The sequence below is a fragment of the Micromonospora sp. NPDC005205 genome (assembly GCF_040608275.1).
GTDB lineage: Bacteria > Actinomycetota > Actinomycetes > Mycobacteriales > Micromonosporaceae > Micromonospora.
The window spans coordinates 197,362-222,520 of sequence record NZ_JBEXHV010000010.1 but is presented as its reverse complement, the minus strand read 5'-3'; the positions used below and the strand labels follow the sequence as shown (position 1 = coordinate 222,520).

At 72.9% G+C, this 25,159-nt stretch carries 25 protein-coding genes and 1 pseudogene; 5 read left to right on the top strand and 21 right to left on the bottom strand.

The genetic code is table 11. The features are described from left to right. The 10 genes from ABZU43_RS20130 to ABZU43_RS20085 all read right to left on the bottom strand — a co-directional run bounded on the left by ABZU43_RS20130 (nucleotide 1) and on the right by ABZU43_RS20085 (nucleotide 8,968). A complete protein-coding gene (locus ABZU43_RS20130; protein WP_355008004.1) occupies nucleotides 1–972 on the bottom strand; it encodes a thiamine pyrophosphate-dependent dehydrogenase E1 component subunit alpha in 972 nt (323 codons plus the stop codon). Continuing rightward, nucleotides 969–1,760 (bottom strand): DUF3050 domain-containing protein, encoded by a 792-nt coding sequence (locus ABZU43_RS20125; RefSeq protein ID WP_355008003.1) that lies wholly within the window; start codon nucleotides 1,758–1,760, stop codon nucleotides 969–971. Before ABZU43_RS20125 ends, ABZU43_RS20130 begins: the two co-directional genes overlap by 4 nt. 1 nt (nucleotide 1,761) lies before the next feature. Then, nucleotides 1,762–2,691, bottom strand: coding sequence for a phytanoyl-CoA dioxygenase family protein (locus tag ABZU43_RS20120; RefSeq protein WP_355008002.1), 930 nt, complete (start codon nucleotides 2,689–2,691; stop codon nucleotides 1,762–1,764). Nucleotides 2,692–2,746: 55 nt separating this feature from the next. Beyond that, nucleotides 2,747–3,838: a 4-hydroxyphenylpyruvate dioxygenase gene (hppD, locus tag ABZU43_RS20115; RefSeq protein WP_355008001.1), complete on the bottom strand. Its 1,092-nt coding sequence runs from the start codon at nucleotides 3,836–3,838 to the stop codon at nucleotides 2,747–2,749. Nucleotides 3,839–3,913: 75 nt separating this feature from the next. Further along, nucleotides 3,914–5,152, bottom strand: coding sequence for a beta-ketoacyl-[acyl-carrier-protein] synthase family protein (locus ABZU43_RS20110; RefSeq protein WP_355008000.1), 1,239 nt, complete (start codon nucleotides 5,150–5,152; stop codon nucleotides 3,914–3,916). Then, complete coding sequence (locus ABZU43_RS20105) at nucleotides 5,149–6,765, bottom strand: class I adenylate-forming enzyme family protein (RefSeq protein ID WP_355007999.1); 1,617 nt, start codon at nucleotides 6,763–6,765, stop codon at nucleotides 5,149–5,151. The genes ABZU43_RS20110 and ABZU43_RS20105 overlap by 4 nt, the downstream gene beginning before the upstream one ends. Beyond that, nucleotides 6,762–7,208 carry a beta-ketoacyl synthase chain length factor gene (locus tag ABZU43_RS20100; RefSeq protein ID WP_355007998.1) on the bottom strand — a complete coding sequence of 149 codons (447 nt, stop codon included), beginning with the start codon at nucleotides 7,206–7,208 and terminating at the stop codon, nucleotides 6,762–6,764. Before ABZU43_RS20100 ends, ABZU43_RS20105 begins: the two co-directional genes overlap by 4 nt. Before the next feature lie 152 nt (nucleotides 7,209–7,360). Beyond that, nucleotides 7,361–8,464: a beta-ketoacyl synthase N-terminal-like domain-containing protein gene (locus tag ABZU43_RS20095; RefSeq protein WP_355007997.1), complete on the bottom strand. Its 1,104-nt coding sequence runs from the start codon at nucleotides 8,462–8,464 to the stop codon at nucleotides 7,361–7,363. Further along, complete coding sequence (locus ABZU43_RS20090) at nucleotides 8,457–8,702, bottom strand: acyl carrier protein (RefSeq protein WP_355007996.1); 246 nt, start codon at nucleotides 8,700–8,702, stop codon at nucleotides 8,457–8,459. The genes ABZU43_RS20095 and ABZU43_RS20090 overlap by 8 nt, the downstream gene beginning before the upstream one ends. Then, entirely contained in the window at nucleotides 8,702–8,968 is a 267-nt protein-coding gene (locus tag ABZU43_RS20085) for an acyl carrier protein (protein ID WP_355007995.1), read from the bottom strand. Before ABZU43_RS20085 ends, ABZU43_RS20090 begins: the two co-directional genes overlap by 1 nt. Before the next feature lie 15 nt (nucleotides 8,969–8,983). On the opposite strand from ABZU43_RS20085, the gene ABZU43_RS20080 reads away from it, so the two are divergent. Next, nucleotides 8,984–9,670 (top strand): 4'-phosphopantetheinyl transferase superfamily protein, encoded by a 687-nt coding sequence (locus ABZU43_RS20080; protein ID WP_355007994.1) that lies wholly within the window; start codon nucleotides 8,984–8,986, stop codon nucleotides 9,668–9,670. Here the strand turns inward: ABZU43_RS20080 and ABZU43_RS20075 are convergent. The 11 genes from ABZU43_RS20075 to ABZU43_RS20025 all read right to left on the bottom strand — a co-directional run bounded on the left by ABZU43_RS20075 (nucleotide 9,598) and on the right by ABZU43_RS20025 (nucleotide 20,554). Further along, entirely contained in the window at nucleotides 9,598–10,947 is a 1,350-nt protein-coding gene (locus tag ABZU43_RS20075; protein WP_355007993.1) for a class I adenylate-forming enzyme family protein, read from the bottom strand. The two genes, ABZU43_RS20080 and ABZU43_RS20075, sit on opposite strands and share 73 nt — an antisense overlap. A 325-nt stretch (nucleotides 10,948–11,272) precedes the next feature. Next, nucleotides 11,273–12,100: a M55 family metallopeptidase gene (locus ABZU43_RS20070; RefSeq protein ID WP_355007992.1), complete on the bottom strand. Its 828-nt coding sequence runs from the start codon at nucleotides 12,098–12,100 to the stop codon at nucleotides 11,273–11,275. A 237-nt stretch (nucleotides 12,101–12,337) separates the two neighbouring features. Beyond that, entirely contained in the window at nucleotides 12,338–12,655 is a 318-nt protein-coding gene (locus ABZU43_RS20065) for an antibiotic biosynthesis monooxygenase family protein (RefSeq protein WP_355007991.1), read from the bottom strand. After that, nucleotides 12,652–13,926 carry a beta-ketoacyl synthase N-terminal-like domain-containing protein gene (locus ABZU43_RS20060; protein WP_355007990.1) on the bottom strand — a complete coding sequence of 425 codons (1,275 nt, stop codon included), beginning with the start codon at nucleotides 13,924–13,926 and terminating at the stop codon, nucleotides 12,652–12,654. The genes ABZU43_RS20065 and ABZU43_RS20060 overlap by 4 nt, the downstream gene beginning before the upstream one ends. Nucleotides 13,927–14,082: 156 nt before the next feature. Next, the gene (locus ABZU43_RS20055; RefSeq protein ID WP_355007989.1) at nucleotides 14,083–15,357 is read right to left on the bottom strand and encodes a beta-ketoacyl-[acyl-carrier-protein] synthase family protein; all 1,275 of its coding nucleotides are present in this window, start codon (nucleotides 15,355–15,357) and stop codon (nucleotides 14,083–14,085) included. Next, nucleotides 15,354–15,749: a cupin domain-containing protein gene (locus tag ABZU43_RS20050; RefSeq protein ID WP_355007988.1), complete on the bottom strand. Its 396-nt coding sequence runs from the start codon at nucleotides 15,747–15,749 to the stop codon at nucleotides 15,354–15,356. Before ABZU43_RS20050 ends, ABZU43_RS20055 begins: the two co-directional genes overlap by 4 nt. After that, a complete protein-coding gene (locus tag ABZU43_RS20045) occupies nucleotides 15,742–16,497 on the bottom strand; it encodes an SRPBCC family protein (protein ID WP_355007987.1) in 756 nt (251 codons plus the stop codon). Before ABZU43_RS20045 ends, ABZU43_RS20050 begins: the two co-directional genes overlap by 8 nt. Then, nucleotides 16,494–17,924 (bottom strand): acetyl-CoA carboxylase biotin carboxylase subunit, encoded by a 1,431-nt coding sequence (locus ABZU43_RS20040; RefSeq protein WP_355007986.1) that lies wholly within the window; start codon nucleotides 17,922–17,924, stop codon nucleotides 16,494–16,496. The genes ABZU43_RS20045 and ABZU43_RS20040 overlap by 4 nt, the downstream gene beginning before the upstream one ends. A gap of 19 nt (nucleotides 17,925–17,943) precedes the next feature. Beyond that, nucleotides 17,944–18,474, bottom strand: a complete 531-nt coding sequence (locus ABZU43_RS20035; RefSeq protein ID WP_355007985.1) for a biotin/lipoyl-containing protein — start codon at nucleotides 18,472–18,474, stop codon at nucleotides 17,944–17,946. Beyond that, nucleotides 18,471–20,219, bottom strand: a complete 1,749-nt coding sequence (locus ABZU43_RS20030; protein WP_355007984.1) for an acetyl-CoA carboxylase carboxyltransferase subunit alpha — start codon at nucleotides 20,217–20,219, stop codon at nucleotides 18,471–18,473. Before ABZU43_RS20030 ends, ABZU43_RS20035 begins: the two co-directional genes overlap by 4 nt. After that, nucleotides 20,216–20,554: a TcmI family type II polyketide cyclase gene (locus tag ABZU43_RS20025; RefSeq protein ID WP_355007983.1), complete on the bottom strand. Its 339-nt coding sequence runs from the start codon at nucleotides 20,552–20,554 to the stop codon at nucleotides 20,216–20,218. The genes ABZU43_RS20030 and ABZU43_RS20025 overlap by 4 nt, the downstream gene beginning before the upstream one ends. A gap of 423 nt (nucleotides 20,555–20,977) precedes the next feature. Here ABZU43_RS20025 and ABZU43_RS20020 point away from each other — a divergent pair, with 423 nt between their 5' ends. The 4 genes and pseudogenes from ABZU43_RS20020 (at nucleotide 20,978) to ABZU43_RS20005 (ending at nucleotide 25,095) form a co-directional block, all read left to right on the top strand. Further along, nucleotides 20,978–21,775 (top strand): BTAD domain-containing putative transcriptional regulator, encoded by a 798-nt coding sequence (locus tag ABZU43_RS20020; RefSeq protein ID WP_355007982.1) that lies wholly within the window; start codon nucleotides 20,978–20,980, stop codon nucleotides 21,773–21,775. Nucleotides 21,776–21,904: 129 nt separating this feature from the next. Then, nucleotides 21,905–22,225: pseudogene (locus ABZU43_RS20015) on the top strand (TcmI family type II polyketide cyclase); the annotation flags it as partial. A gap of 121 nt (nucleotides 22,226–22,346) precedes the next feature. Next, nucleotides 22,347–23,696: an NAD(P)/FAD-dependent oxidoreductase gene (locus tag ABZU43_RS20010; protein ID WP_355007981.1), complete on the top strand. Its 1,350-nt coding sequence runs from the start codon at nucleotides 22,347–22,349 to the stop codon at nucleotides 23,694–23,696. A 325-nt stretch (nucleotides 23,697–24,021) separates the two neighbouring features. Continuing rightward, nucleotides 24,022–25,095, top strand: coding sequence for a hypothetical protein (locus ABZU43_RS20005; RefSeq protein ID WP_355007980.1), 1,074 nt, complete (start codon nucleotides 24,022–24,024; stop codon nucleotides 25,093–25,095). Nucleotides 25,096–25,159: the final 64 nt, after the last annotated feature.

The window sequence follows — 25,159 nt, the reverse complement described above, 5'->3', positions numbered from 1 at the left end:
TCAGCCACCTCCGGTGCGGGCGGTCAGGCCGCTGGCGTACAGGTAGGTCAACGCGTCGGCCGGGTCGGGTCGCGGGCTGTTCAGGGCGAACCGCACCGCCGCGTCGAGGGTCGCCTCGACCTCGGCGTCCACGGCGGCGCGGTCGGTGTCGGTGAGGCGTTCACCCTGGATGCGCACCGGGTCCCGGGCCCGACCACGGGTCACCTCGTCGGGTGGCCGGTAGTCGAGGCGTACCGCGTGTTCGAAGGTGTGGTGCACGTCGAAGCGGTAAGTCCGGGCCTCGATCAGCTCGGGGCCGCCGCCGGCGCGCATCCGGCCGACGGCGGCGCACGCGGCGACGCGTACCGTCTCGGGGTCCTGGCCGTCGACCTGGACGGCCGGGATGTCGAACGCGGCGGCCCGGCCGGCGATGCTGCCGGCCACCGCGCCGGCCACCGGCATGGTGGTCGCGTAACCGTTGTTCTCGCAGACGAACAGCACCGGCACCCGCCAGAGCGCGGCCAGGTTCAACGCCTCCAGCAGCATCCCCTCGTTGACCGCGCCGTCGCCGAAGAAGCTCACCCCGACGGTGTCGCGGCCCCGGCGGCGGTGGGCCCAGACCGCACCCGTGATGATCGCCCCCGAGGCGCCGACGATCGCGTTGGCCCCGAGCACGCCGATGCTCAGGTCGGCGGCGTGCATCGAACCGCCCCGGCCGGCGTTGAGGCCGGTGACCCGGCCGCACAGCTCGGCGAGCATCCGGGCCGGGTCGGCCCCGCGGGCCAGGACGTGCCCGTGCCCACGGTGGGTGCCGGCGAGCACGTCGTCGGCGCCCAGCGCGGCGCAGACGCCGGCGGCGATCCCCTCCTGACCGAGGTACGGGTGGATGCCGCCGACGATCTGCCCGCCGTGGACCATCTCCACCGCCCGTTCCTCGAACCGGCGGATCAGCCGGACCGTGCGGTAGAGCCGGACCGGGTCGGCGTCGGTCACACGGGCCCCTTGATGGCGGCCAGGATGTCGTCCCAGAGCCTTGCCCGCGCGGCGAGGGCGGTGTTGACGGTGTCGGCGCACTCCTGCCACTTGGTGTCGTCGTCGCCGCACAGGTCGGCGAGCATCTGCATGGCCATCGGAGTGTGCTGTTCGCCGTCGACCTCGATGTGCCGCTCCAGGTAGTCGACGAAGGTGTGCAGCCGGTTGCTGACCTCGTTGACCGAGACGACCTGGGTGAACATGTCCGGGATCAGGTCCTCCCGGCCGAACGCGAACGCCGCCGCCTGGCAGTGCACCGGTGTGGACTCGATGATCTGCCAGGTGGTCGCGGCGAACCTCGCCGACGCAGCCGGCACCCCGGCCTCGGCGAGCGCCTCGGTGACCGGTCGGCCGGCGCGCAGCAGGTCGATGAGCGCGTTCACCGCCGTGGTGTCCGCGCCGGCCTCGGCCATGCCCCGCACGTACAGCTCGAAGTGGCTGATGTAGCCACCGCCCAGCTCGTCGCTCTCCTCGACCATGACGATGTCGTTGATGAGGCGGCGGCTGCCGGTCGGGCCGGTCGGGATCCACGGCACCGTGACACAGGTCAGTTGCCGTTGCAGCGACTTCAGCAGGGACATGAAGTCCCAGACCGCGAAGACGTGGTGCTGCATGAAGGTGACCAGCGCGTCGTGGGTGTCGAGGTTGGCGTAGAGCGGGTGCTTGACCACGGCGTCGCGCCGGTCGGTCACCGCCCGCTCCAACCGCTCGATGCCCGGGTGCGTCTTACCCCAGTCGTACCGTGACATGTCAGCCTCCCTGCTGGGCGCGGTGGCGCCAGATGACCGGGCAGTAATCGGGGTCCGCGTAGTCCGGCCGCCCGTCGTGGGTGCGGCGGACCAGCACGTCGTGGTTGTACGAAGCGAATGTGCCGTCGGAGAGCGGATACTCCCGCCAGGCGTTGTCGCCGTCCTGCAGGTGCAGCGAGATCGCCTGGCGGGGGCGACCGCTGACGTTGGGGCCACTGCCGTGGTAGGTGCGGCAGTGGTGGAAACTCACGTGTCCCTTGGGGATCACCATCGGGATCTTGCGGATCTCCGCGCCGTTGTACGCGGCGTTCTCGGCCAGCATCTCCTCCAGCTGGCTGCGGTCCCGGTCGGCGAAGTGCCGCACCACAGTGTCGTCCGCGCCGATCTCCTTCCACCGGTGCGAACCGTCGACCATCGTGATGGTGCCCATCTCCTCCCCGCAGTCGTGGAAGGGGATGAACGCGGTCAGCATCTTCTCCGACGACGAGGACGCCCAGTAGTGCTTGTCGAAGTGCCAGGGCACGATGTTGCTCGGCTCGCCGGAGATCGGCGGCTTGTAGATCAGCGTGGACTGGAAGACCCGGATCTCGTCGGCTCGGGCGAGCCGGGCGGCGACCGCGCCGAGCAGCGGTTTGCGCAGAATCGCGCCGAGCCCGTCGTGCTCGTGGTGGACGTAGTCGTTGTGCCGCTGCACCGGGCCCAAGGACTGCTCCCAGTAGGCCAGCTTCGGTGGGCGTACCGGCAGCCGCCGGTCCCGCTCCCCGTCGTAGTAGCGCTGCGTGGCAGCGGCGAGGGCGTCCACCTCGTCGTCGGTGAACACCTTCTTCGACAGGTACCAGCCGTGCTCGGCGTAGTGCCGCACGTCGTCGTCGGACGGCAGCAGCGCCTGCTCCTCGGCGGTCAACGTCGGCTCGTAGTCGGTCGCGGTCACTGCGCCTCCTTGGTTCGCGACTGCGGGGCTCGCAAACCCGGCTCACTCCTCGCGCTCACGCCCCCACCCCCTGTGGTGTGGCCACCGCGGTGGCCAGTTCCCGCTCCTTGGCCTCGTAAAGGGCCTTGATGTTGCCGCTGCCGAAGCCGCGCGCGCCGCGTCGCTCGATCAGCTCCAGGAACAGCGTGCGACGCACGTGCATCGACTCGGCGAAGATCTGCAGCAGCTGGCCGTCGTGGTCGGAGTCGACGAGCACACCCAGCTCGCGCAGCCGGTGCAGTGGGGCGTCGATCCGACCGACCCGCGCCTCCAGGGCGTCGTAGTAGCTGGCGGGGGTGCCGGCGAAGCGCACCCCGCGCCGGCCCAGCGCCTCGACCGCGCCGACGATGTCGTCGGTGCGCAGCCCCAGGTGCTGCACTCCCCCACCGGCGTGCTGGTCGAGGAACGCGTCGATCTGCCCGGGTCGCCGGTTGCGGTCCGGTTCGAGCAGCACCACAGTGACCCGCCCGGACGGGCTCTGCACCACCTTGGAGTTCATGCCCTGTCCGTCGACCTCGATGTGCTCCTCGAAGATCTGCGCGAAGTCGAACAGCGCCTCGAAGTGCCGGACCGTCTCGTCGAGCTGGCCGGGCGGCACGCAGACCGCCAGGTGGTCGATCTCGGCGAGCACCGGCGGGTGGCCGTCCGTCGTGGACGCCGCCGCGGTGATGGCGCCGGGCAGGAACTCGCTCCCCTCGCCCCGGCGCTGCACCAGCCGGTGCCGCACGTCGGCGAAGCCGTCCACCTCGGCGGTCACCACCTCGGCGTCCGCGCCGGTGCGGGTGGTCGGCGGCGTCACCCCTGTCGCGCCCCGACCCACCAGCTCGGCGTACGCGGCCGGCACGTCGTCGACCTCGACGGCGACGACCCCGATGCCGTCACCGTGGCGTTGCACGTACCGCGACGCCGGATGCTCGGCGCTCAGCCCGGAGGTGAGCAGCAACCGGATGTCGCCGTGGCAGAGCAGCAGTGAGCGCTGCCCCGCCAGCCCGGTCTCCGGACCACCCTGGCCACAGATCTCGAAGCCGACGGCGGTGCTGAAGTAGAAGGCCGCCTGTCGGGCGTCCCCCACGTAGAGTTCGATGTGGTCGATACCACGGATGTCCATGTCGCCTGAAACCCTTCCCACCCGATTCCCCCTGTGTTGCCGTCCGGGCACACCCCGCCCGGGATGCCGCCTCGATCACCCCCTCGGCTCGGCGACGCGCGCCAGCAGCAGGCTCACGTTCTGGCCGCCGAACCCGAACGAGTTGGTGACGGCGTACTCCAGGTCTGTCTTGCGGGCCGTGCCACGGATGTGGTCCGCTGGGCAGGCCGGATCCGGATCGTCGAGGTGGTACGTCGGCGGCAGCAGGCCCCGACCGAGCGCCAACGCGGTGACCGCCGCCTCCAGCGCCCCGGAGGCACCGAGCAGGTGACCGGTGAGCGCCTTGGTGGAGCTGACCGGCACACCGCCGACGCCGAAGACGTCGGCCAGCGCCGTGGTCTCCGCGATGTCACCGAGCTTCGTGCCGGTGCCGTGCGCGTTGACGTATCCGACCGCCGCCGCCGGCACACCGGCGCTGCGCAGCGCCCGGCGGATGCACGCCGCCGCGCCGGCGCCGTCCGGGCGGGGGGCGGTCGGGTGGTACGCGTCCGTCGTCGCGCCGTGCCCGGCCACCTCGGCGTACCCGGCGACGCCGCGGGCCGCGGCGTGCTCGGCGCGTTCGAGCACCAGCAGCGCGGCGCCCTCGGACAGGACGAACCCGCTGCGGGAGGTGTCGAACGGCCGACTCGCCCGGCCCGGGTCGGTGCCGGCGCGCGCCAACGCCCGCGCGTTGCCGAAGGTGTCGGCGAAGGTCGGGAAGAGCGGTGCCTCGCTGGCCCCGCAGAGCACCACGTCGACCTCGCCGGTCGCGATGAGCCGCACCCCGTCGGCGACCGCCTGGGCGCCGGAGGCGCAGGCCGTGCCGACCGACGAGCTGTAGCCACGGATGCCGTGCGCGATGGCGATCCGCGCCGCCGGCATGTTCGGCAGGATCCCGGTGAGCAGGTACGGGCTGACCGCCGCCCGGCCCCGGGCCGCCCGGGCCAGCACCTGCGACTCCAGGGTGGCCATCCCGCCGACCCCACCGACGATCACACCGATCCGGTCGGGGTCGACGTCGCGGCCCACCTCGATGCCGGCGTCGGTGAGAGCGTCGGCGGCGGCGAGCAGGGCGAGGACGACGATCCGGTCCAGCACCCGGGTCTCCGGCCCGGACGCGACGGTACGTGGGTCGATGTCGGGCAGCAGGCCGGCGACGTCCAGCGACGCGCTCGCCGGGTGCCCCTCGGGCGGGCGGGTCAGCCCGGACCGGCCGGTGGTCAGCGCGTCGAAGGTTTCCTCGACGCCCCGACCGACCGGTGTGAACAGACCCATCCCCGTGATCAACGCGGTCATGAGCGTGCCTCGGTGAGGTAGCGCTCGCGCAGGACCACCTTGCGGACCTTGCCGGTCACGGTGACCGGGATGTCGGCGGAGCGCACCGGCACGACCCGGCGCAGTGTGGCGCCGACGTCCGGGCCGAGGGCGGCGCGGACCCGCTCGGTGCGGTCCTCGGCCTCGTCGGCGCCGGCGGCCAACTCCAGCAGCACGTCGGTGACGACCGCTCCGGCCTCGGCGACGATCACCACGGTGCAGTCGGTGACGTCCGAGCAGGCCGCGAGGATGCGCTCCTCGGACAGCGCGGTGAAGAACCGCCGCCCGTCACCGGCGTCTACCGAGTCCACCGCCCGGTCCAGGTGGTAGTAGCGCCCGTCGGTGTCGGCGCGCACCAGGTCACCGGTGAGGTACCAGCCGCGCTGGCGGAAGCGGTAGGTGGTGACCGAGTCGTTCCAGTAGCCCCGGAACAGCGACGGTGAGTCGATGCCCAGGAAACCCACCTCGCCGACCGGCACCGGCTCACCGTCGGCGTCGAGCACCGCCACCTTCGCGAACCGGTACGGGCGGCCGATGCAGCGGCCGTACCGGTCGGTGTCGGCGCGGTGGGTGATGTGGAACATCGAGTGCCCCATCTCGCTGGAGCCCAACCCGTCGATGAAGACCGAGCCGGGCACCTTCGCCACCCCGTCGCGGGTGATGGTGTCGCGCCAACCGACCGCGACCAGCCGGCGGATGTGCGGCTCGTGCGAGGCGTCGCCGGTGTTGAACCACAGCCGCACCGAGTCCAGGTCGTACCCGGACAGGTCGAAGCGGGCCAGCTCCGCCCAGGTGACCGAGAAACCGAACACCCCGTCGGGGCGCCAGCGTTGGATGGCGTCCAGCACCTGCTCGCCGCCCTGCTCGGAGAGCAGGAACATCTGCGCGCGGTTGCCCAGCGCCTGGTTGACCATCAGCACCGTCGCGGTGTGCGGTGCGGGCAGCGCGTTGAGGATCCGGGTGGTGCCCTGCGCCTGCGGCATGGTGAGCAGGTGTCGGGTGGCCGCGAAGAGGCTGGCGTGCGAGTGCAGCACCGCCTTGGGCACCCCGGTCGTCCCGGAGGTGTGGGTGATCACGATCGGGTCGTCCGGGTGGTGCCGGTAGTGCGCCGGGGCCGCGGCCGGGTCACCCGTGCCGGCCTGCGCGGGAGTGCCGAGCAGGGGTACGCCGAGGTCGTGCCCGGCCAGCATTGCGGTGTGCGCGTCGTCGGCCAGCACACCGACGCCCCGCAGGCGGCGGATGTACTCGGCGGCGATTTCCGGGCGGAGTTTGCCGTTCATCAGCGCCGGGATCGCCCCGAGCCGGGCCAGTGCCAGGAAGCTGAGCACCATGTCGGCGGCGGCGGTGGCCCAGACGGCAACCGGGTCGCGGGGGCGTACTCCTTGTTCGTGCAGCCAGGCGGCGCGGGCGGCGACCCGCTCGTCGAGCCGGCCCAGCGTCAGCGGCGTCTCGGCGGGGTGCCCGTCGACGGCGGTGTCGAAGGTCAGGCCGGGCCCGTCCGGGTCGGCGCCGTGCGCCAGCACCCGGGCCAGGACGTTGCCCGCGCCCAGTTCGGTGTCGGCGGCCAGTGCGCCGCGCAGTCCCCGTGTCCTCATGGTCGTGCTCCTCCCCCCAGCAGCACCGCGACCGCCTCGGTCGGCCCGTCGGGTGCCTGTTCGATCAGGATCAGCAACACCTCGTCGGCGTCGCCGTCGTCGCGCAGCAGGTCGGCCTCGGCGACACCGTCGGTGTACGGGTCGCCGGTCGGGCTGAGGCAGACCACCGGTCCTCGCAGGTTCCAGCGGGCCGCGAGGTGCCCGGCGACGCTGTTGGGCACGGACTGGAAGAAGAACAGCGGGCCGATCCGCCCGCCGGCCTCGACGGTGGCCCGTACGTGCCGAGCGCTGGCGAGATCACCGCTGGCGCTGACCAGCACGATTCCCGTCCGCACCCCGGCGGGCACTCCCGCCGACCCGTATCCCCGCCGCAGGCACCGTTCCGCGACGGCCACCACCACCGGCGCGAAGTCCGAGTGCACGAACCCCGGCACCCCCGCCACGGTGGCCCCGACGTCCCCGCCCTCGGGCCAGAGAGCCCGAGCCCTCTCCCCGACCCTCTCCCCCGGCGATCTTGCGGTTTCGGTCGTCGCTTCGCGTGTTTGGTCGGATTCGTCGGGGCCGAAAGTGCAAGATCGCGGCGAGTGGGGGGCGGTCATCCGACGCCGACCAGGAGAGCGGTGTTGGCGCCGCCGAAGGCGGCGTTGAGGGTCAGGGCGTGGGTGGCCTCCGTCTTCTGAGGACGGTCCTTGACCACGTTCAGGGGGCAGGAGTCGTCGGGGCCCAGCCAGCCGGCGTTGACCGGCAGGTCGCCGTGGCGCAGCGCGAGCGCGGTGACCACCAGTTCGAGCAACCCGGACGCCTCCAGCGCGTGCCCGTGCACCGACTTCGTCGAGCTGACCGGGACCCGGGCGGCATGACCGCCGAGAGCCCGACGCAGGGCGGCGGCCTCGGCGGCGTCGCTCTGCGCGGTACCGGTGGCGTTGGCGTTGACGTAGCCGACGGACTGCGGTGGCAGCCCGGCCCGACGCAGCGCGCCGTCGACCGCGCGGGCCAGCCCGGTGCCGCCGGGTTCTGGCTGGCAGGGATGGAACGCGTCGCCGGCCCGCCCCCAGCCGACCACCGTGGCCACCGGCGCGACACCGCGTCGTCGGACGGCGCTCGACTCCAGCACCACCGCGGCCACGCCGTCACCCAGCAGCAACCCTCGACGGCCGGTGCTGAACGGGCGGACCGCCCCGTCGACAGCGAGGGCGCGGCCGGCGTCGAAGAGCGCGTACTGGTCGGACTCCACCAGGTAGCCGGCCGCGACCACCACCCGCTCGACATCATCCCGGGTGATCCGGGCGGCGGCGTCGGCCACCGCCGTGCTGGCCGACACGCAGGCGCTGGTGTAGACCCGGGTGTGACCGGACAGTCCACATCGCGCGGCGAGCTGACCGGCGAGCACGGCCGGCGGCGGGCCCACGGCCGGGCCGCCGTGCACGGCGAGCAGCAGGGCGCACCCGGCGCGCTGCGCGCGGTTGAGACCGGCCGCGCGGCAGGCCGCGTCGATCGCGGTGGCCAACTCGTCGGGGAGGGTGGCGACCTCGGGCAGGGTGGCCGCCACTGTGACCCGGCGGGCGGCGGTGTCGAACCGGTCCACCGGTCCGAACGCCGGCACGCCGGCCAACACCCCGGCGAGCTGCGCGTCGGCGCCCCGCCCCAGGGCGCTGACCGCGTACACACCGGTGAGCTGGGCGACGCGCGCCTCAACCATCTGCGGAGGCGGTCAGCGACGCCTGGAACACCACCAGGGCGTCGTCGACTGTGCGGATGCCGGCCAGTTCGTCGTCGGTGAGGTCGAGCCGGCGTTCGTAGCGCTGCTCGACGAGGTGCACCAGCCAGGCAAGCTCCATCGAGCCGATCCGGTCGGACACCTCGGCAGCCGGTTTCGCGGTGAGTTCGGCGAGCATGGTCATCAGGTCAGCTCGCCCCAGATCGGGCTGACCGCCCATCAGCTCTTGTCGCTCGTCGCCTCGGTGACACGATCGGCGACCATTGTGGTGAACTCTCCGACCGTCATCAGGGCAAGCTGCTCCGACTCGTCGTCGGCGAACGTCAGGCCGTACCGGTCCTCGACCCGGACGGACAGGTCGGCCAGCGCGAGTGACTCCAGGTCGACGCCGGAGGGGCCGAGCGTGGTGTCGTCGTCGAGCCCCTCGACGTCGTAGTTCATGTCGGCGAGCTGCTCGACGACGAAGGCGCGGACCTCGGCTCTCATGGATACCCTTTCTGCGTGGCTCAGCTGACGGTGTCCGGTCGGGACACCGCCTACGTGTGGGTCGGCCGGGACACCGGCGGTCAGCCGGATCCGGCCGCTGTGCTGCTGCGGCGGGCGGGTGCTCTGCTGCTCGGTCGCCCGGACGCCGAGCTGGTGCTGACGCACGACCGCGAGGGACGGCCGGTCGTCCGGGTCGACGAGGTGACCGGGTCGGTCGAGCTGGCGGTGAGCGTCAGCCGCACCGCCGGGCTGGTGGTGGTCGCCGCCCGTCAAGCCGGCGCGGTCGGGGTGGACGTGGAGCGCATCCGCCCGCTGCCGGCGCTCGCGCTGGCCCGCCGCTGGTTCCCGCCCGCCGAGCTGGCCTGGTTGGGCGATCGGCCCGAGGCCGGCCGGACGGTGGACTTCCTGCGGCTGTGGACCGCCAAGGAGGCGGTCGGCAAGGCGCTCGGGCAGGGGTTGCGCGACGGCGGGCTGCGCCGGCTGATGCCGCAGCCGGGGCTGCCGTTGCGGCCGGTGCCCGGCACCGGGCTGCTGCGGGTCGGCCACCCGCACCTGGGCGGGAGCCTCGTCCTGGCGGTCGCCGCGCACGCGGGCGAGCAGGTCGACGTCGAGGTGGTGCAGCGGCCCGGTCACGGGGTGACCGCCGAGCGCAGCGCATCGGTCGAGCGGACCAGCTTGCCGGTGGTGGTACGGGGCAACTGATCGAGCAGGTGCAACGCCCTGGGCCGTTTGTAGCCGGCCAACCGTTCGGCGAGGAGCTTGTCCAGCGTCTCCTCCGACAACGGGCCGTCCGGTTGGACGTACGCGGTGATGCCGTCGTCCCAGATCACCACGGCGGCGGCGACCCCGGTCAGCTCGGCGACGGTGGCCTCCACCTCGGTCAGGTCGACCTTCATCCCGCCGACGGAGACCTGCGAGTCGAGTCGACCGCGCACCGTGACCAGGCCGGTGTCGTCATCGACGGTCCCGGCGTCGCGGGTGTGCAGCCAGCCGTCGGACCAGCGGGTCGGGTCGCTCAGCCCGACGTACGGCGACGCCGGGCAGGACACCCACAGCTCACCGCCCGACTCACGGACCTCGATCCCGGGCGCGGGGGCGATAGACGGCCGGTGCGACCCGTGCAGGTCGGTGCCGATCACCCCGACCTCGGTCATCCCGTACATGTTGCCCAGGGGTACGCCGTACCGGTCGGTGAACGCCCGGGCGACGGCGGCCGGGACCAGCTCACCCCCGGTGGTCATCCGCCGTAGCTGTGGCAGTGGACCGGTCGGGCGGGTGGAGGCGAGCAGTCCGATGTGGAACGGCACGCCCAGCACGGTGGCGGGTGTGGCAGCGGCGCTGATCGCGGCCAGCACGGCGTCGCCGCTGAGCCGCTCCGGCGGCACCAGCTCGACCCCGGCGTGCAGCCCGTAGAGCAGGCCACCGACCAGGCCGAGCACGTGCACCATCGAGGGCAGCAGGATGATCCGCTCGCCGGGCAGCGCCACCCCGTCGATCCGGGTGTAGCGGTGCACCTCGGCGACCAGGTCGGCGGCGGTGCGGCCGATCACCTTGGACGGGCCGGTGGATCCGGAGCTGAGCTGGATCACGGCGTGGCCGCTGACCGCCGGGCGGTCGGCGTACCGGGTGACGCCCTCGGTGACGTCGACGAAGATCTTCAGCGCGCCGCCACCGGTCCGTACCGGAGCGACCACGACCTGCGGGGTCAACCGGGTCAGCGCCCGGTCCACCTCGTGGTCGGTGAGCCGGTGGTCGAGCAGGATCGCCTGCCCCCCGGCGCGCCAGGTGGCCAGCAGGTTCACGACGTACGCCAGCGACGGCGGCAACCGCAGCGCCGCGGCGCCACCGGGGCGCAGTCCGGCGGTGGTCAGCCGCTCCTGCGCGGCGGTGACCAGCCGGTGCAGGGTGGCCCGGTCGACGGGCTCGGGCAGACGAAGACAAACGTCGGTCGGGTGGCCGGCGAAGAGGACTTCGTCCACCCAGCCGGGGTCTGTCGCCGTAGGATCTTCTGCCGTCACTGCCGTTCACCGCCCAGCATGAAAGAGGGCGAATCCGCCCATCACGTACGCTTGTCGGGGTGCTGCGGGGAACCATACGACTCCCACGTGGCCATTGCTAGATGCGAATGGATGGATCAAAAGCAGCGGCCAGCCGGATTGCCGACAGCCCGTTCGGCGGGCATGATCGGGCGGGTGATTCGGCAGAACGTCACCGAGGCATGACCCCTCGTACAACCGTCGCGCGTCCTCAGCCGGACGGCCGATGGCGGCGAGGTCGCCGGCCGAGCGAGACGGTTCTCGGGCCCTAGCTCGGTTTGATGCTGGCGAGTTGGACGAGCAGCTGAACCAGCCGGTACGCCTCGGCGACGTCGACGGCGTGGAAGGCGACCGTCCGGCCGCCACCGACGCGGGTAACACCCGGCACCAGAACCGCGAGGTCGACCATGTACGGCCCGTACAGATCGACCTCGACGTCCAACGGCCCGGCCATCGTCGCCGGTGGGATCGAGGCGCGCCGGGCGATCGCGTCGGCGGCGGCGTGGCGCAGCCGCTCCCGTGCCTCCTGCGGATGCAGGGCCACCGCGGCGGCCTGACCCAGGGTCTGCTTGACGGCGACGGTGACCGCCGAGGGCACCAGCGCGCTGAATTCCGCGCAGGCGGTGTCGTCTCCGCTGAGCAGAACGACGGGCACGTCCAGGTGTCCGGCCATGGCGACGTTGAGGCCGATCTCGCCCAACGATCGGCCGGCCACCCGCACGTCGAGGACGGCGTCACTTATCGTGTGGGCCAGCACGGCGGGCCCGGCACCAGCCCGAGCGTGATAGCCGATGAGCAGAACGGCATCCGTCTGCTCGTCCAACCCCGCGAGCATGCCCAGCGGGCGGGGTTTGCCCCGCACTAGGTGAGCACGCCGGTCGAGGTCCTCCGGCAGGATGTTCCGAAACGTTCCGTGCGCGTCGGCGACCCACACCACCGCGTCGGGTTCGGCATCGAGGACCCCGGCGATCACCGCGTTCGCCTCGGCCGTCATCAACGCCCGGCCTCGCTCGTAGTCGTACCGATCCGGGTTCGTCTCGGTGGGGTGAACGATCCCCGAGACGCCCTCCATGTCCACCGAGATCAGCACCTTCATGGCTACAGGACCTTACGCGCTCCTGCCCCGATGTCGACACCGCGCGGCGCAGCCAAGGCATCGGCCCGCCCCGCCGCGCCGATCTTGCACTTTCGGTCGTCGATATGTGCAGAGTGACCCCTATGTCGCGACAGCAAGTGCAAGATCGCGGGGACAGGGGGCGCTTTGTTGCCCACCACAACTCCATGATCGACGGGGGCGGCGCGGGAAGCGGGCTGGCGGGGGGCGCGGGGAGCCTCAGGGCAGGGCTGGGGTTTGGGCGTGGATGTGGAAGCGCAGCGAACGGGCGTCGGTGAAGCACTCCCGCATCGGGCGTACGAGGTTCCGGTGCTCGGGGCTGCGTTCCCACTCCTCGAAGTCGGCCAGGCTCGCCCACTCGCTGGTGATCAGCCACTGCTCCGGGTCGGTCGACGACCGGCACACCTGGTCGACCAGGTGCCCCGGCACACCGCCGGCGACCAGGTGCCGCACCTGTTCGTACGCGGCGAGGAACGCCTCGGTGCGCGGCACCGGCACCCGTACCAGAAAGACCACCCGTGCCCTTTTGTCGCTCATGACGCCTCTCCCCTCATCGGCGCGGCCCCGCGCAGGACCAGCGCACTGTTGAACCCGTCGAAGCCCCGCGCGCAGATCAGGGCGAGTCGACTGCGCGGTCGACGGTGCTCGCGCAGGAAGTCCAGCTCGCAGCCCTCGGCCACCTCGTCCGGGCCCGCCGACGCGGGCAACGTGTCGTGGGCGAAGGCGAGCAGCGCGGTGGCCACGTCCAACGCCGAGCCGCCCTGGTACGCCCGACCGGTCAGCGGTTTCTGCGTGGTCACCGGGGGCGGCCGGTCGGCGAACACTGCCCGCAGCGCCTCGGCCTCGCTGCGGTCGTAGCGGGGCACGCCGAGAGCGTCGGGCAGCACCACGTCGATTCCGGCGGCGGCGACGCCCGCCCGGTCCAGGGCCAGCCGCATCGCCCGCGCGTACTGGGCCGGGTCGCCGCTGCTCTCCGCAGTGGTGTGCGCGGCGTCGTGGGTGGAGCCCCACCCGCTCACCTCGCCGTAGACGCGGGCGCCCCGGGCCAGGGCGTGCCCCAGCTCCTCCACCACGAACACCGCTCCACCCTCGGCCGGCAGGTAGCCGCTGGCAGTGGCGTCGAACGGCCGGTACGCCCGCTCCGGGTCGGCGACGTCACTGAGCAACCCCGAGCGCAGCTGACAGGCGAGCGCGTACGGGCTCAACGGGCACTCGGTGGCCCCGGCGATCACGACCGGGGTGCCCCGGCGCACCGCTCGGGCGGCGTGGGCCAGGCTGTCCAGGCCACCGGCCGACTCCGCGACCAGCACCCCGCTCGGGCCCTTGAACTGGTGGTGGATGGAGAGCTGCCCGACGCTGGCGGCGTAGAACCAGGCGATCGACTGGTACGCCCCAACCGTCCGCGAGGTGCCACCCCACAGCCGTTGCAGTTCCCGCTGACCGAACAGGTTGCCCCCGGACGAGCTGGCCAGGGTCACCGCGTAGCCGTACGGGTCGGGGGCCCGGTCGGGCAGGCCGGCATCGGCCAGCGCCAGCCGGGTGGCGGCGAAGCCGAGGTGCGTCCACCTGTCGGTCTGCACCAACTGTCGACTGTCGGCGTAGGAGTCGGCGGTGAAGCCGGGCACCTCCCCGCCGAAGCGGGTCGGATAGCCGGCCGGGTCGAACAACGTGATCGGCCCGGTCCGGCGGGTGCCGGCGAGGACCGTGCGCCAGTGCGCGTCCGCGCCGATGCCGCTCGGTGCGACCACCCCGATGCCGGTCACCACCGCCCGGGCCGTCGCGCCGCCACTGTGCGAAGCGGCGCTCACGCCAGCACTCCGCTTCGCTCCGCGCCGGCGCGAGACGCCGCGCTGCTGTGCCTGATGGTTCGCTCGCTACGCTCGCTCACGCCAGCACTCCGCTTCGCTCCGCGCCGGCGTGAGACGCCGCGCTGCTGTGCCTGATGGTTCGCTCGCTACGCTCGCTCACGCCGCCACCGCGCCGAGCATCCGACGGAAGACCATCGCCGACTGGAAACCTCCGAAACCGCTGCCCACCGAGAGGGCCACGTCCACCGGCACCTCCCGTGCCTCATTGGGTACGTAGTCCAGGTCGCACTCCGGGTCCCGGGTGCTCCAGTTCGCCGTCGGCGGCACCACACCGAACTCGATGGCGAGGGCGCACGCGGCCATCTCGATCGACCCGATCGCGCCGAGCGAGTGCCCGACCATCGACTTGATCGAACTGATTGGGATCCGGTACGCGGCCTGGCCCAGCGCCCGCTTGAACGCGGCCGTCTCGTGTCGGTCGTTCTGCCGGGTGCCCGAGCCGTGGGCGCTGATGTAGGAGACCTGCTCGGGCAGGATCCGGCCCTGCCGGAGCGCGTCGGTGACGGCGAGGCCCATCTCCAGCCCGTCCGGCCGCAGCCCGGTCATGTGGAAGCCGTTGCTGCGGCTGGCGTAGCCGGCCACCTCGCAGTAGATGTGCGCTCCCCGACGCCGGGCGTGGCTGGCCTCCTCCAGCACCAGCACCGCCCCACCCTCGGCCAGCACGAACCCGTGCCGGTCGGCGTCGAACGGGCGGGAGGCGTGTGCCGGGTCGTCGTTGTCCGGGCTGGTCGCCTTGATCGCGTCGAACGAGGCGACAGTGACCGGCGAGATCGGCGAGTCGGACGCGCCGGCCAGCATCACGTCCGCCTCACCGTCCACGATCATCTGGTGGGCGTACCCGATGGCGTCGATGCCGGAGGTGCAGCCGGTGGACACGACCTGCGCCGGGCCGTGCAGCCCGTGCCGGCAGGCCACGTCCGCGGCGAGGCTGCTGGGAACCAGCGCCTGATAGAGGTACGGGCCACCGCGCGTCCCGTCCACCAACCACCGTCGGCCGTGCTCGCTCACTGTGACGTACTCCTGTTCCAACGCCATCGTGCCGCCCACCGCCGTGCCCAGCACCACTCCGGCCCGGTCCCGTTGCGCGTCGGTGAGCTCCAACTGGGCGTCGGCCACCGCCTCGGCGGAGCAGGCCAGCGCGAACTGCACGTACCGGTCGGCCCGGCGTCGCTCGGCCTCGCTCAGACCCGCAGCGACCGGGTCGAAGTCGCACTCCGCCGCGATCTGCGACCGGAACGCCGACGGGTCGAAGAAACTGATCCGCCGGGTGGCGGTTCGCCCCTCGGTGATGGTCTTCCAGAAGCAGTCCCGGCTGGCGCCGCCCGGGGCCACCACCCCGATCCCGGTCACCACCGTGCGGCGCCCGGTCATGGTGCCTCGACCAGTTCGGTGTCGACGTGGCCCAGTTCGGGCCGGGGGGCGAGCGGGCCCAGGTGGAAGACCACCTCGGCCGGTTCGACGCCGGTGTTGCGCAGCCGGTGCCGTACGTTCACCGGTACGAACAGCCCCTCACCGGCGGCCAGCAACGTCGGCTGGTCGTCAAGGTCGACGGTGATCGCGCCCCGCACCAGGTACAGGAACTCCTCGCTGTACGGGTGGTAGTGCTCGGCGATCCGCTCCCCCGGCTCGAGGGTTGCCACACCGAGGAAACCCGAGGTGCTGCCGACGGTGCGGGGGCCGAGCAGCACCCGCAGCTCACCGCCGCGACGGCGGTCGGCGGGTACGTCCCGGGCGGCGATCGGGCGGGTGCTCAGGTCACTCATCGTCGGCTCCCGTCGGTGCGTCGCTGGCGGTCGGCGTGCCCTGGTCGGCGCGCTGCCAGGCGATCCGCTCCACCCGGTCCTTGATGACCGCGAGTTGGATCACGCTGTTGGTGTTGATCCGCTCGGTCATCGCGGCGTTGTCGACCGGCGCGGTCGGCTTCATAGCGAAGTCCTGCGTCCAGGTCATCCGGGTGCCACCGGCCTCCTCGGTGTAGCGCCAGTGGATGCGCATGTATTCGAACGGCCCGGTCTCCACCCGGTGCGCCCGGACCTGCCTGCTCACCGGGTCGGCGGTGCGCTCGCTGACCCAGCTCCAGGACACCCCGTTCTCGTCGGGGTACATGGTGAGGCGGAACCGCACCGTGTGCGCCTCGCGGTGCAGGATCTCCACCACGGCGTACTCGGTGAACAGCTCGGTCCAGTTCGCCACGTCGTTGGTGACCTCCCAGACCAGCCCCAGCGGCGCGTCGATGACCACGCTGTTCTCGGTGTGCCCGGGCGGGTCGGCGCGGCGGGCGACCAGGTCGGCCACCGCCGGGATGCTCAGCTGTCCGGCCTGCTCGGGAATGGCCACCTGCCAGCGGTCGGCGACGACCGCCGACAGTTCCAGCAGGGCGAGCGAGTCCATGCCCAACTCCTCCAGCGACGCGGCGGGCGCGCGGGCCGCGGCGTCGGCGTCCAGCCCGCAGTGCGCCACCAGGATGTCGGTGATCTCGGCGGTCATCGGGCGACCATGGGTGACGGTCATCGGGTCCTCCTGTGGGTTGCGTCGGGATCTGCGGCGGGCGCGGTGCGGGGTGCGGGGGTGGCCGTCGGCCCCGGAGCGGGCGCGGAGAGCAGACGGTCGACCAGGCCGGTGGTGTAGCGGCCCTTGCGGAATGCGGCGTCGTCGAGCACCCGCCGGACGAACGGGATGGTGGTGTGCACGCCCGGACCTGCGACGTCGAACTCGTCCAGGGCACGTTCCAGCCGGTTGAGGGCCAGCTCCCGGTCGGGCGCCCAGACGATCACCTTGGCGAGCAGCGAGTCGTACCAGGGACCGACCAGGTAACCGGCGCTGGCGTGGGTGTCCACCCGGGTGAACGGGCCACCGGGTGGGGTGAACCGCTCCAGACGGCCGGGGGTGGGGGCGAAGCCGCGCCCGGGGTCCTCGGTGTTGACCCGACACTCCACAGCGACGCCGTGCAGGCGGATCTCCTTCTGCCGCCACCGCAGCGGTACGCCGGCGGCGATGTGGAGTTGCTCGTGCACCAGGTCGATCCCGGTGACCATCTCGGTGACGGGATGCTCCACCTGGATCCGGCAGTTGATCTCCAGGAAATGGAACTTCTCCTCGGCGTCGACAAGGAACTCCAGCGTGCCGGCGCCAACGAAACCGACCTCGAGGGCACCCCGCAGGGCGGTCTCGGCGATGGTGTCGAGAACGGCGGCGGGCAGCGCCGGCGCGGGCGCCTCCTCGACCAGTTTCTGGTGCCGGCGCTGCACCGAGCAGTCCCGGGTGCCCAGGTGCACCCCGTTGCCGTGGGCGTCGCAGAGCACCTGCACCTCGACGTGCCGCGCCTCGGTGAGGTACCGCTCGACGTACACCCGGTCGTCGCCGAAGGCTGCCTGCGCGGCGGCCCGGGTCCGGGTGTACGCCCGGCGCAGCTCGCCCGGGGTGCGCACCACTGTCATCCCCCGGCCCCCGCCCCCGGCGGCGGCTTTCACGATCACCGGGTAGCCGACGGCGTCGGCCACCTCGGCCGCCGCGGCGGCGGTCGGTACCGGCGCGACACTGCCCGGCGACAGCGGCAGGCCGGCGCGGCTCATCAGTGCGCGGGCCGAGGACTTGTCGGCCAGCGCGGCCATCACCGCCGGTGGCGGGCCGATGAACGTCAGCCCGTTGTCGGCGCAGATCTCGGCGAAGTCGGCGTCCTCGGAGAGAAAGCCGTAGCCGGGGTGCACGGCCTGCGCCCCCACCTGCCGGGCCGCCTCCACGATGGCGGCGGCGTTGAGGTAGCTGCGCCGACTCGACGCCGGTCCGATCCGGACGGCCTGGTCGGCGAGGCGTACCGCCGCCGAGTCGGCGTCGGCGGCGGAGTAGACCACCGCCGTCCGGACACCCAGCTCCTTGCAGGCGCGCAGCACCCGCAGCGCGATCTCGCCCCGGTTGGCGATCAGCACGGTCTCGAACATGGTCAACCACCCCGCGCTGTCATGCCGGATCCAGTTCGACGAGCGGCTGGTCGTACTCGACCGGCTGGCCGTCCTCGACGAGGATCGCGGCCACCCGGCCGGCCCGGTCGGCGGTCACCTCGTTCATCAGCTTCATCGCCTCGACGATGGCCACCGGCTGGCCGGGGCGGATCAGGTCGCCCACCGCGACGAACGGCCGCGCGCCCGGCTCCGGCGCCCGGTAGAAGGTGCCGACGATCGGTGCCCGCACCGAGGCACGCCCCGGCACCGGCGGCCGGAGCACCGCAGGGGAGGCGTTGGGCGTCGGACCGACCGCCGGTGCCGACTCGGCCCGGGGCAGGGGTACGTCCGCTCGGGTCGCCTCCTCGGGGTGCCACTCGACCTCCAGCACCGCCGGCCCGCTGCGCAGTCGGATCCGGCGCACCGGCCCGGCCAGCTCGGCGATCAGGTGCTGCGCCTGCCGGCGCAGCCCGGCGAGGGCCTCCTCGCCGTCCACCCCGACGTCGTCGGACGCGTCGACTGTCGACAGCCCTCCGTCGCCGGCCGTCATCGCAGGCCCGCCCTAGCGCCGACGCGGTTCGCGCCGAACCGTCGGAAGCGTTGCCGGCGCAGCCGGACCAGCATGGCCGGCGGCACGTCCAGCAGCGGCAGGAGGTTGGCCAGCAGGGCGGCACGCAACCGGTGGGCGGTCTCCGCCGGGTCGTCGTGCGCGGCGCTCGACGGCTCCGACACGACCTCGTCGACCACCCCGAGCCGGCGCAGGTCGGGCGCGGTCAGTCGCAGGGCGCGGGCGGCCTGCGGGGCCGCCGACCGGTCCGGCCAGAGGATCGCCGCACACCCCTCGGGGCTGATCACCGAGTAGACGGCGTTCTCCAGCATCAGCACCCGGTCGGCCACCGCCAGCGCCAACGCGCCGCCGCTGCCGCCCTCGCCGGTGATCACCGCGAGCACGGGGGTGGGCAGCACGGTGAGGGTGAGGATGTTCTCGGCGATGGCCGCCGCCTGGCCGTGCTCCTCGGCGCTCACCCCCGGGTCGGCGCCGGGGGTGTCCACCAGGGTGACCACGGGCAGGCCGAGGCGGGCCGCGAGGCGCATGAGCCGCAGCGCCTTGCGGTGCCCGGCCGGGCTGGCCATGCCGAAGTTGCGGGCGACCAGCTCGGCGGTGGTGTGCCCCTTCTGGTGACCGATGACCATCACGTGCCGGCCGGCCAACCGCGCCACCCCACCAACGATGGCCGGGCAGTCCGCGCCGAGCCGATCGCCGTGCAGCTCCACGAACCCGTCGAAGACCGAGTCCAGGTAGTCCAGTGTGGTGGGCCGCCCCGGGTGCCGCGCCATCCGGACGGTGTCCCACGCGTCGCGTACCGCCGGGTTGCCGGCGTCTCCCTCGGCCGCCGGGTCCGTCGGCCGCGTCAGGACGGCGCCGTCGTCGGCAAGGCGCTCGCGGTGCGACGCCGGCTCCTGGCGGGGTACGGGCGGATGCGCCGGACGGCCGGCGCGGGTCGCGGCGAGCAGCGCCGTCAGCCGTCCACGCAGCGACCGGCGCTGCACCACCATGTCGACCTGCCCGTGTCGGAGCAGGAAGTCGGCGGTCTGGAAGCCCTCCGGCAGTGCCCTCCCGGTGATCTGACGGATCACCCGGGGGCCGGCGAAGCCCATCCGCGCGCCGCTCTCGGCGAGCACCAGATCGGTGTTGGTGGCGAACGAGGCGGCCACTCCGCCGTAGGTCGGGTCGGTGAGGACGCTCACGGTGAGCAGTCCCGCCTCGCGCAACGCGGCGATGGCCTGACTGACGGTCGCCATCTGCATCAACGACAGCGCGCCTTCCTGCATCCGCGCCCCGCCGGACGCGGTGATCAGGACGAGCGGCGTGCGGTCGTCGAGCGCCCGTTCGGCGGCCCGGGTGATCAGCTCGCCGACCGCGCAGCCCAGGCTGCCACCGAGGAAGCGGAAGTCCATCACCGCCAGGGTCACCGGGTTCCCGCCGATGGTGGCCGTGGCGCAGACGACCCCCTCGGCAAGACCCGTGCTGGCCCGCGCGCCGGTGAGCCGGTGCGGGTACGGCAGCACGTCGACGAAGTCGAGCGGGTCCGCCCCCGGCAGCCGGTCGGGCAGCAGGCGCAGCGAACCCGGGTCGACCAGTTGGCGCAGGCGTTCCGGCGCGCCGAGTCGGGCATGCTCCCCGCACTCCGGGCAGACGTCGAGGTTGCGGCGCAGCCGTTTGCGGTAGAGCAGGGTCGCGCAGCCCGCGCAGCGGGACCAGAGCTGCTCTTCGCGCGGCGCGGTGGCCGTCACGACCGCCGCCCGGTGTCCGGGGAATCAAACCGGTAGAAGCACCGCGCCATGGCGTCGCGCGGCGAGCGCCAGGTCGACAGGTACGGCGACACGTACGGGCGCAGGCGGTCACTGACCCGGATGAACTCGGGGTGGTCACGCGCGGCCTCCACCGCGCCCTCCGCCGGCTGGGCGGTCTCGAGCAGGTGCACATAGAGGTCGTGCAGTCGGTACAGCGAGCGGTGCCGGACACCGACCAGGCGCGGCAGCTCCGTCGCGTCCGACTCGGCGAAGATCTCGGCGACCCGCTCCTCGGCGGTCGGATCGACCTTCGCGATGATCAGCGATCGGTCCATGTTGGGCCTCCCCCCACGGCGTCCGGCCGGCGACGGGTGGCCCCCGGACGCGCTGGACGACTGCCGACACGATGCGCCGATCCTCGTCACGGCGGCGTCACCGTGCCAGGTCGGCCAGCGACGAATGATGGTGACGCTGCGTTGACGCAACCTGTGTATCAGCTATGTGCCGGGCGTATTCGACGCGCTGATGTTTATGCAGTTCAGAACCGATTTCGGGTTGGCTGTCGCCAATAGAACGTCCACGTTGGCGTTGACGCAACGTGACCGCTATTGATAATCTTCAGCGTGGTCAGCCCGGCGGCCTCGGCGGGCGGGGCCGCGCCCGGCCACGCCGCGATCGGCGGGGTCGACAGTGGCGTCGAGGGCAACCGATCCGGGACAGCAGACAGTCGGGACGAGCGTTCCGCAGGGGGTGCCGCCGTGGCCGCTGATTCGTCCGTGCCGACCGCCGGAGACCCGCCCGAGGAGGGCGTCTCACTGCACCTGCTCGGAGGTTTCCGGCTCCTCCGCGAGGCGGTGCCGGTCGTGGTGCCGCGCGGGCTGCAACGGGTGATCGCGCTGATCGGGCTCCGCCCCGGCGCCACCCGCAGCCAGCTCGCCGGGCTGCTCTGGCCCGACGCGTCGGAGGAACGGGCGCTGTCCTCCCTGCGTACCGCCCTGTGGCGGCTGCGACAGGACCCGTGCTGCCCGATGACAGTGGCCAGCGACACCGTACGCCTCGGCCCGGCCGTCCGGCTCGACGTGGACGACCTGGTCGGCACCGCGGCCCGGGTCCGGGACGGCGACGACCCGCGCACCGCGGCCGGCGCGCTCGCCGCCGGGCGGCACGACCTCCTGCCCGGCTGGTACGACGACTGGGTGCTGCTGGACCGGGAACGCCTGCGCCAACTCCGCCTGCACATGCTGGAACAGGTGGCCGGGCACCACCTGACCGCGGGGCGGCACGGCGAGGCCCTCGAAGCCGCGTTGGAGGCGATGGCGGCCGAGCCGTTACGGGAGACACCACACCGGCTGGTGGTCCGCATCCACCTGGCCGAGGGCAACGCCTTCGAAGCCGTGCACGCCTTCTACGTCTACCGGGACCTGCTGCGCCGGGAGCTGCGGCTGGAGCCGAGCCCAGCCATGAGCGCCCTGCTCGACGACACCCTCGCCCCGATCCGCCAGGCCAGCCGCGAGGCCGTCGCCGACCGCCCGTCACCCGCCGTCCGGCGTACGTGACAACGCGGCCGTCACCGCCCGTTCGGCCCACGTGACGGTGATGTGACAGGCACTGCGGCACGGTGGGCGCACAGAGCACGTGGCACCGGTCCCCGAGGGGTCGGGCAGGCCACCGGCGGAAGGGGTCCCATGAGTCGTCTACTGATCGTCAGCCGGATCATCCCGGGAGCGGAGGGGCGGGTCGCGCAGATCTTCGCCGAGTCCGACGCCACCGAACTGCCCGGCCTGACCGGTGTCACGCACCGATCCCTGTACTGCCTGCACGACCTGTACGTACACCTGCTGGAGACATCGGACGACGTCGACCCGGACGCGCTCGCGGCGGCCCGCAACCACCCGCTCTTCCGACAGGTCAACGAGCGGCTCTCCGCGCACACGTCGCCGTACCTGCCGACCTGGCGCTCCCCCCGGGACGCGATCGCCGGCTGCTTCTACCGGTGGGACGCGGCCGAGGCGCCCGCGGCGCGGCCGGCCGGTACCGACGCAACCCCTCCGCGGCCGGCCAGCACCGAGGCACCCGCTCCGCGCCCGGCCGTCACCGAGGCGCCCGCCGCGCACCCGGCCGGCTGACATGTCCGCCGCGCCGCCGCACGTCCTGATCATCGGCGCGGGCACGGGCGGGCTGTGCCTGGCGCACGGCCTGCGCCGCGCCGGGATCAGCGTCGCCGTCTACGAACGGCACCGCGACCGCGCCGAGGGGCTGCTCGGCTACCGGGTCGGCATCGGCCCCACCGGTAGCCGAGCGCTGAAGGAGTGCCTGCCCCCGGAGCTGTTCGCCACCTTCCTGGCCACCTGCGCCCGGCCGCCGCACTACTTCAACGTCGTCACCCAGGGGCTGCGCCAGACCGCGTCGTTCGCGCTGCGGCCGACCGCCGACCCGGTCCGCACCGAACACTCGGTGGCCCGGATGGTGCTGCGCCAGGTGCTGCTGACCGGCCTGGAGGACGTGGTGCACTTCGACAAGACCTTCACCCGGTACGAGCAGCGCGACGACGGCACTGTCACCGCGCACTTCGCCGACGGCACCAGCGCCACCGGCGACCTGCTGGTGGCGGCCGACGGCACCCATTCCGCAGTACGCCGCCAGTACCTGCCACACGCCGTCACCCGCGACGCCGGGACGATCAACATCGCCACCCGCATCCCGCTGACCCCGCACACCCGCGGTCTCATTCCGGAGCGGGTCCAGCAGGGCATCTCGCTGATCTTCGGCGTCGGCGGGATGATGGGCGTGCTGCACGTCATGGAGTTCAAGTGGGACGCCGAACGCGCGATGAAGCCCGGCGTCAGCGAGCCCGACGCCGCCCTGCTCCGCGACTGGCCCGGCCTGGCCCACGACACCACCACCGACAACATCAACCTGATCATCTGGAGTGCGGCCAACCGGTTCCCGACCGACATCATGGAACGCCGCGGTGAGGACCTGGTGCAGGTCGCCCTGGACCTCACCGCGAACTGGCACCCGCACCTGCGGGAACTGCTCGCCCACGCGGACCCGGCCAGCGCCCTACCGATCAAAGTGTCCACATCCGAGCCGGTGCCGCCCTGGAAGAGCAGCACCGTCACCATGCTCGGCGACGCCATCCACACCATGACCCCGGGTCGGGGCGTGGGGGCGAACACCGCGCTGCGCGACGCCCGCCTGCTCTGCGCACAACTCAGCCGCGCCACAGCCGGCGACAAGACGCTGCTCCAGGCGGTCGCCGACTACGAGGCCGTGATGGCGCCGTACGGCTTCGCCCGGGTCGCCGAATCGTTGAACCGCAGCGGCACCAGCGGCGACGACCGGATGTACCGGCCGGTGGTGGGTCGACTCGCGTTGCTCGGCGCGCGCGGCTACTTCGGAGTGACCAGCCGGGTACCACGGCTCCGTCGCCGGTTCGTCGACGAATTCCACACCTACGAGGGCGACCGGGACTGAACCCGGCATCACCCGACCCGGGCTCGGCGTCCTCGCCGGGCCCGGGTCTCATCGCGTCCGGAGCGCTCCATCCGACCGAGCCACACCTGACCCGCTCCGTGCCCGACCCGGGTCTCATCGGGCCGGGTGCTGGTGTGATCGGGCGACGCTGTGTCACCCGGCAGGCACCGGCTGAGGTGGCTGTCCCACCCGCAACGCTGACGGCCGATCCTGCCTGTCGTCGGCAATACGCGTGTGCGAAGCTGCGGCGAGTTTTTCTCGTGACTTTTCCAACGACCTGAGAGGGAGGTTCGCCGTGGCGTGGTCTTTCGGACACTCGCTGATAGTGGTACTTGCACTGTTGCTGGGCCTGGCCGCCGGGTGGCTGCTGCGCGGCCGGCGGGGCGTACAGGGCAAATCGATTGTGGATGGTGACCCCGTCGCCGGTCTGGCCGTGATCTCCACGCCCACGCCGGCCGCCACCACCGACGAGGCCCAGCCCGCCGCCGCCGTCGACCCGGCACCCACCGCGGTAGCCGACGAGCCGGTACCGGTCGACACGGTCAGCGCGCCGGCCGCAGTGACCGGACCGGACGGTCCCACCCCGGTGCCCGTGCCGGCGGACGCCCCGAGCACCGTCGACCCGGCGGACATGGCGCTGACCGAGGACCCGCCGCCCGTACCGGCCACCGAGCAGCCCGACGCCGCCGAGCTGCGGCAGGACTCGGGCGTGGACTCGGCCCTCGAGCCGGTCCCGGCCGACGAGCAGCCCGCCCCGGCGGCCGTGGTCGCCCCCCGCCAGCCGGCGGACGACCTCCCGCCCGCCGACACCGCACCGCTCGACACGACGCCGGCCGACGACGCTTCGATCGACGATGCGCCGGTCGCGGACAAGCCGGCCGACGACGTGGCGGCCCCCGGTGGCCCGGCCGACGACGTGGAGACCAAGGCCACGGCGGTCGACGCCACGCCGGCAGAGGCGTTGGGAACCCCGGGCCCGTCCGATGCTGAGCCGGCGCGGGCCGATTCCGTGGACGCTGAGCCTGCGGTTGCCTCCACGGAGGCCGACCAGTCGGCGGTGGCCGCGTCTCCGGTCCGCCCGACCCCCGCCGCGACCCCTCCGGTCCGTTCTGCCGTCGACACGACGATCAGCAGCGTCGAGGCCGACCCGACGGGCCCTGGCGACGACTTCCGCCGGATCCAGGGGATCGGGCCGAAGATGGCGGCCGCGTTGCAGGACGCTGGCGTGCGCACGTACGACCAGCTCGGCGGGTTGGACGAGCCGGCCCTGCGCGACCTGATCCGGACCGCCGGCCTGCGCGCCGCACCTGGGCTGGCCAGTTGGCCGCAGCAGGCACGCGTGCTCGCCGGCGCCGGCGACGAGATGGCCGTGGTGCTGCCGAACGGCAACCAGGCCTGACCGACTGCGTTCGAGCCCCCGGCAGCCGTTGATCACGACGGCGCGCCGGGGGCTCGGCCGTCGC

Excerpts from the sequence above, each read along its gene's own strand:
- hppD (WP_355008001.1), bottom strand. The coding sequence starts at position 3,838 with ATGGACATCCGTGGTATCGACCACATCGAACTCTACGTGGGGGACGCC.
- ABZU43_RS20040 (WP_355007986.1), bottom strand. The coding sequence starts at position 17,924 with ATGTTCGAGACCGTGCTGATCGCCAACCGGGGCGAGATCGCGCTGCGG.
- ABZU43_RS20010 (WP_355007981.1), top strand. The coding sequence starts at position 22,347 with ATGTCCGCCGCGCCGCCGCACGTCCTGATCATCGGCGCGGGCACGGGC.
- ABZU43_RS20110 (WP_355008000.1), bottom strand. The coding sequence starts at position 5,152 with ATGACCGCGTTGATCACGGGGATGGGTCTGTTCACACCGGTCGGTCGG.
- ABZU43_RS20085 (WP_355007995.1), bottom strand. The coding sequence starts at position 8,968 with ATGAGAGCCGAGGTCCGCGCCTTCGTCGTCGAGCAGCTCGCCGACATG.
- ABZU43_RS20105 (WP_355007999.1), bottom strand. The coding sequence starts at position 6,765 with ATGAGGACACGGGGACTGCGCGGCGCACTGGCCGCCGACACCGAACTG.
- ABZU43_RS20095 (WP_355007997.1), bottom strand. The coding sequence starts at position 8,464 with ATGGTTGAGGCGCGCGTCGCCCAGCTCACCGGTGTGTACGCGGTCAGC.
- ABZU43_RS20090 (WP_355007996.1), bottom strand. The coding sequence starts at position 8,702 with ATGGGCGGTCAGCCCGATCTGGGGCGAGCTGACCTGATGACCATGCTC.
- ABZU43_RS20055 (WP_355007989.1), bottom strand. The coding sequence starts at position 15,357 with ATGACCGGGCGCCGCACGGTGGTGACCGGGATCGGGGTGGTGGCCCCG.
- ABZU43_RS20025 (WP_355007983.1), bottom strand. The coding sequence starts at position 20,554 with ATGGACCGATCGCTGATCATCGCGAAGGTCGATCCGACCGCCGAGGAG.
- ABZU43_RS20050 (WP_355007988.1), bottom strand. The coding sequence starts at position 15,749 with ATGAGTGACCTGAGCACCCGCCCGATCGCCGCCCGGGACGTACCCGCC.
- ABZU43_RS20070 (WP_355007992.1), bottom strand. The coding sequence starts at position 12,100 with ATGAAGGTGCTGATCTCGGTGGACATGGAGGGCGTCTCGGGGATCGTT.
- ABZU43_RS20045 (WP_355007987.1), bottom strand. The coding sequence starts at position 16,497 with ATGACCGTCACCCATGGTCGCCCGATGACCGCCGAGATCACCGACATC.
- ABZU43_RS20125 (WP_355008003.1), bottom strand. The coding sequence starts at position 1,760 with ATGTCACGGTACGACTGGGGTAAGACGCACCCGGGCATCGAGCGGTTG.
- ABZU43_RS20035 (WP_355007985.1), bottom strand. The coding sequence starts at position 18,474 with ATGACGGCCGGCGACGGAGGGCTGTCGACAGTCGACGCGTCCGACGAC.
- ABZU43_RS20065 (WP_355007991.1), bottom strand. The coding sequence starts at position 12,655 with ATGAGCGACAAAAGGGCACGGGTGGTCTTTCTGGTACGGGTGCCGGTG.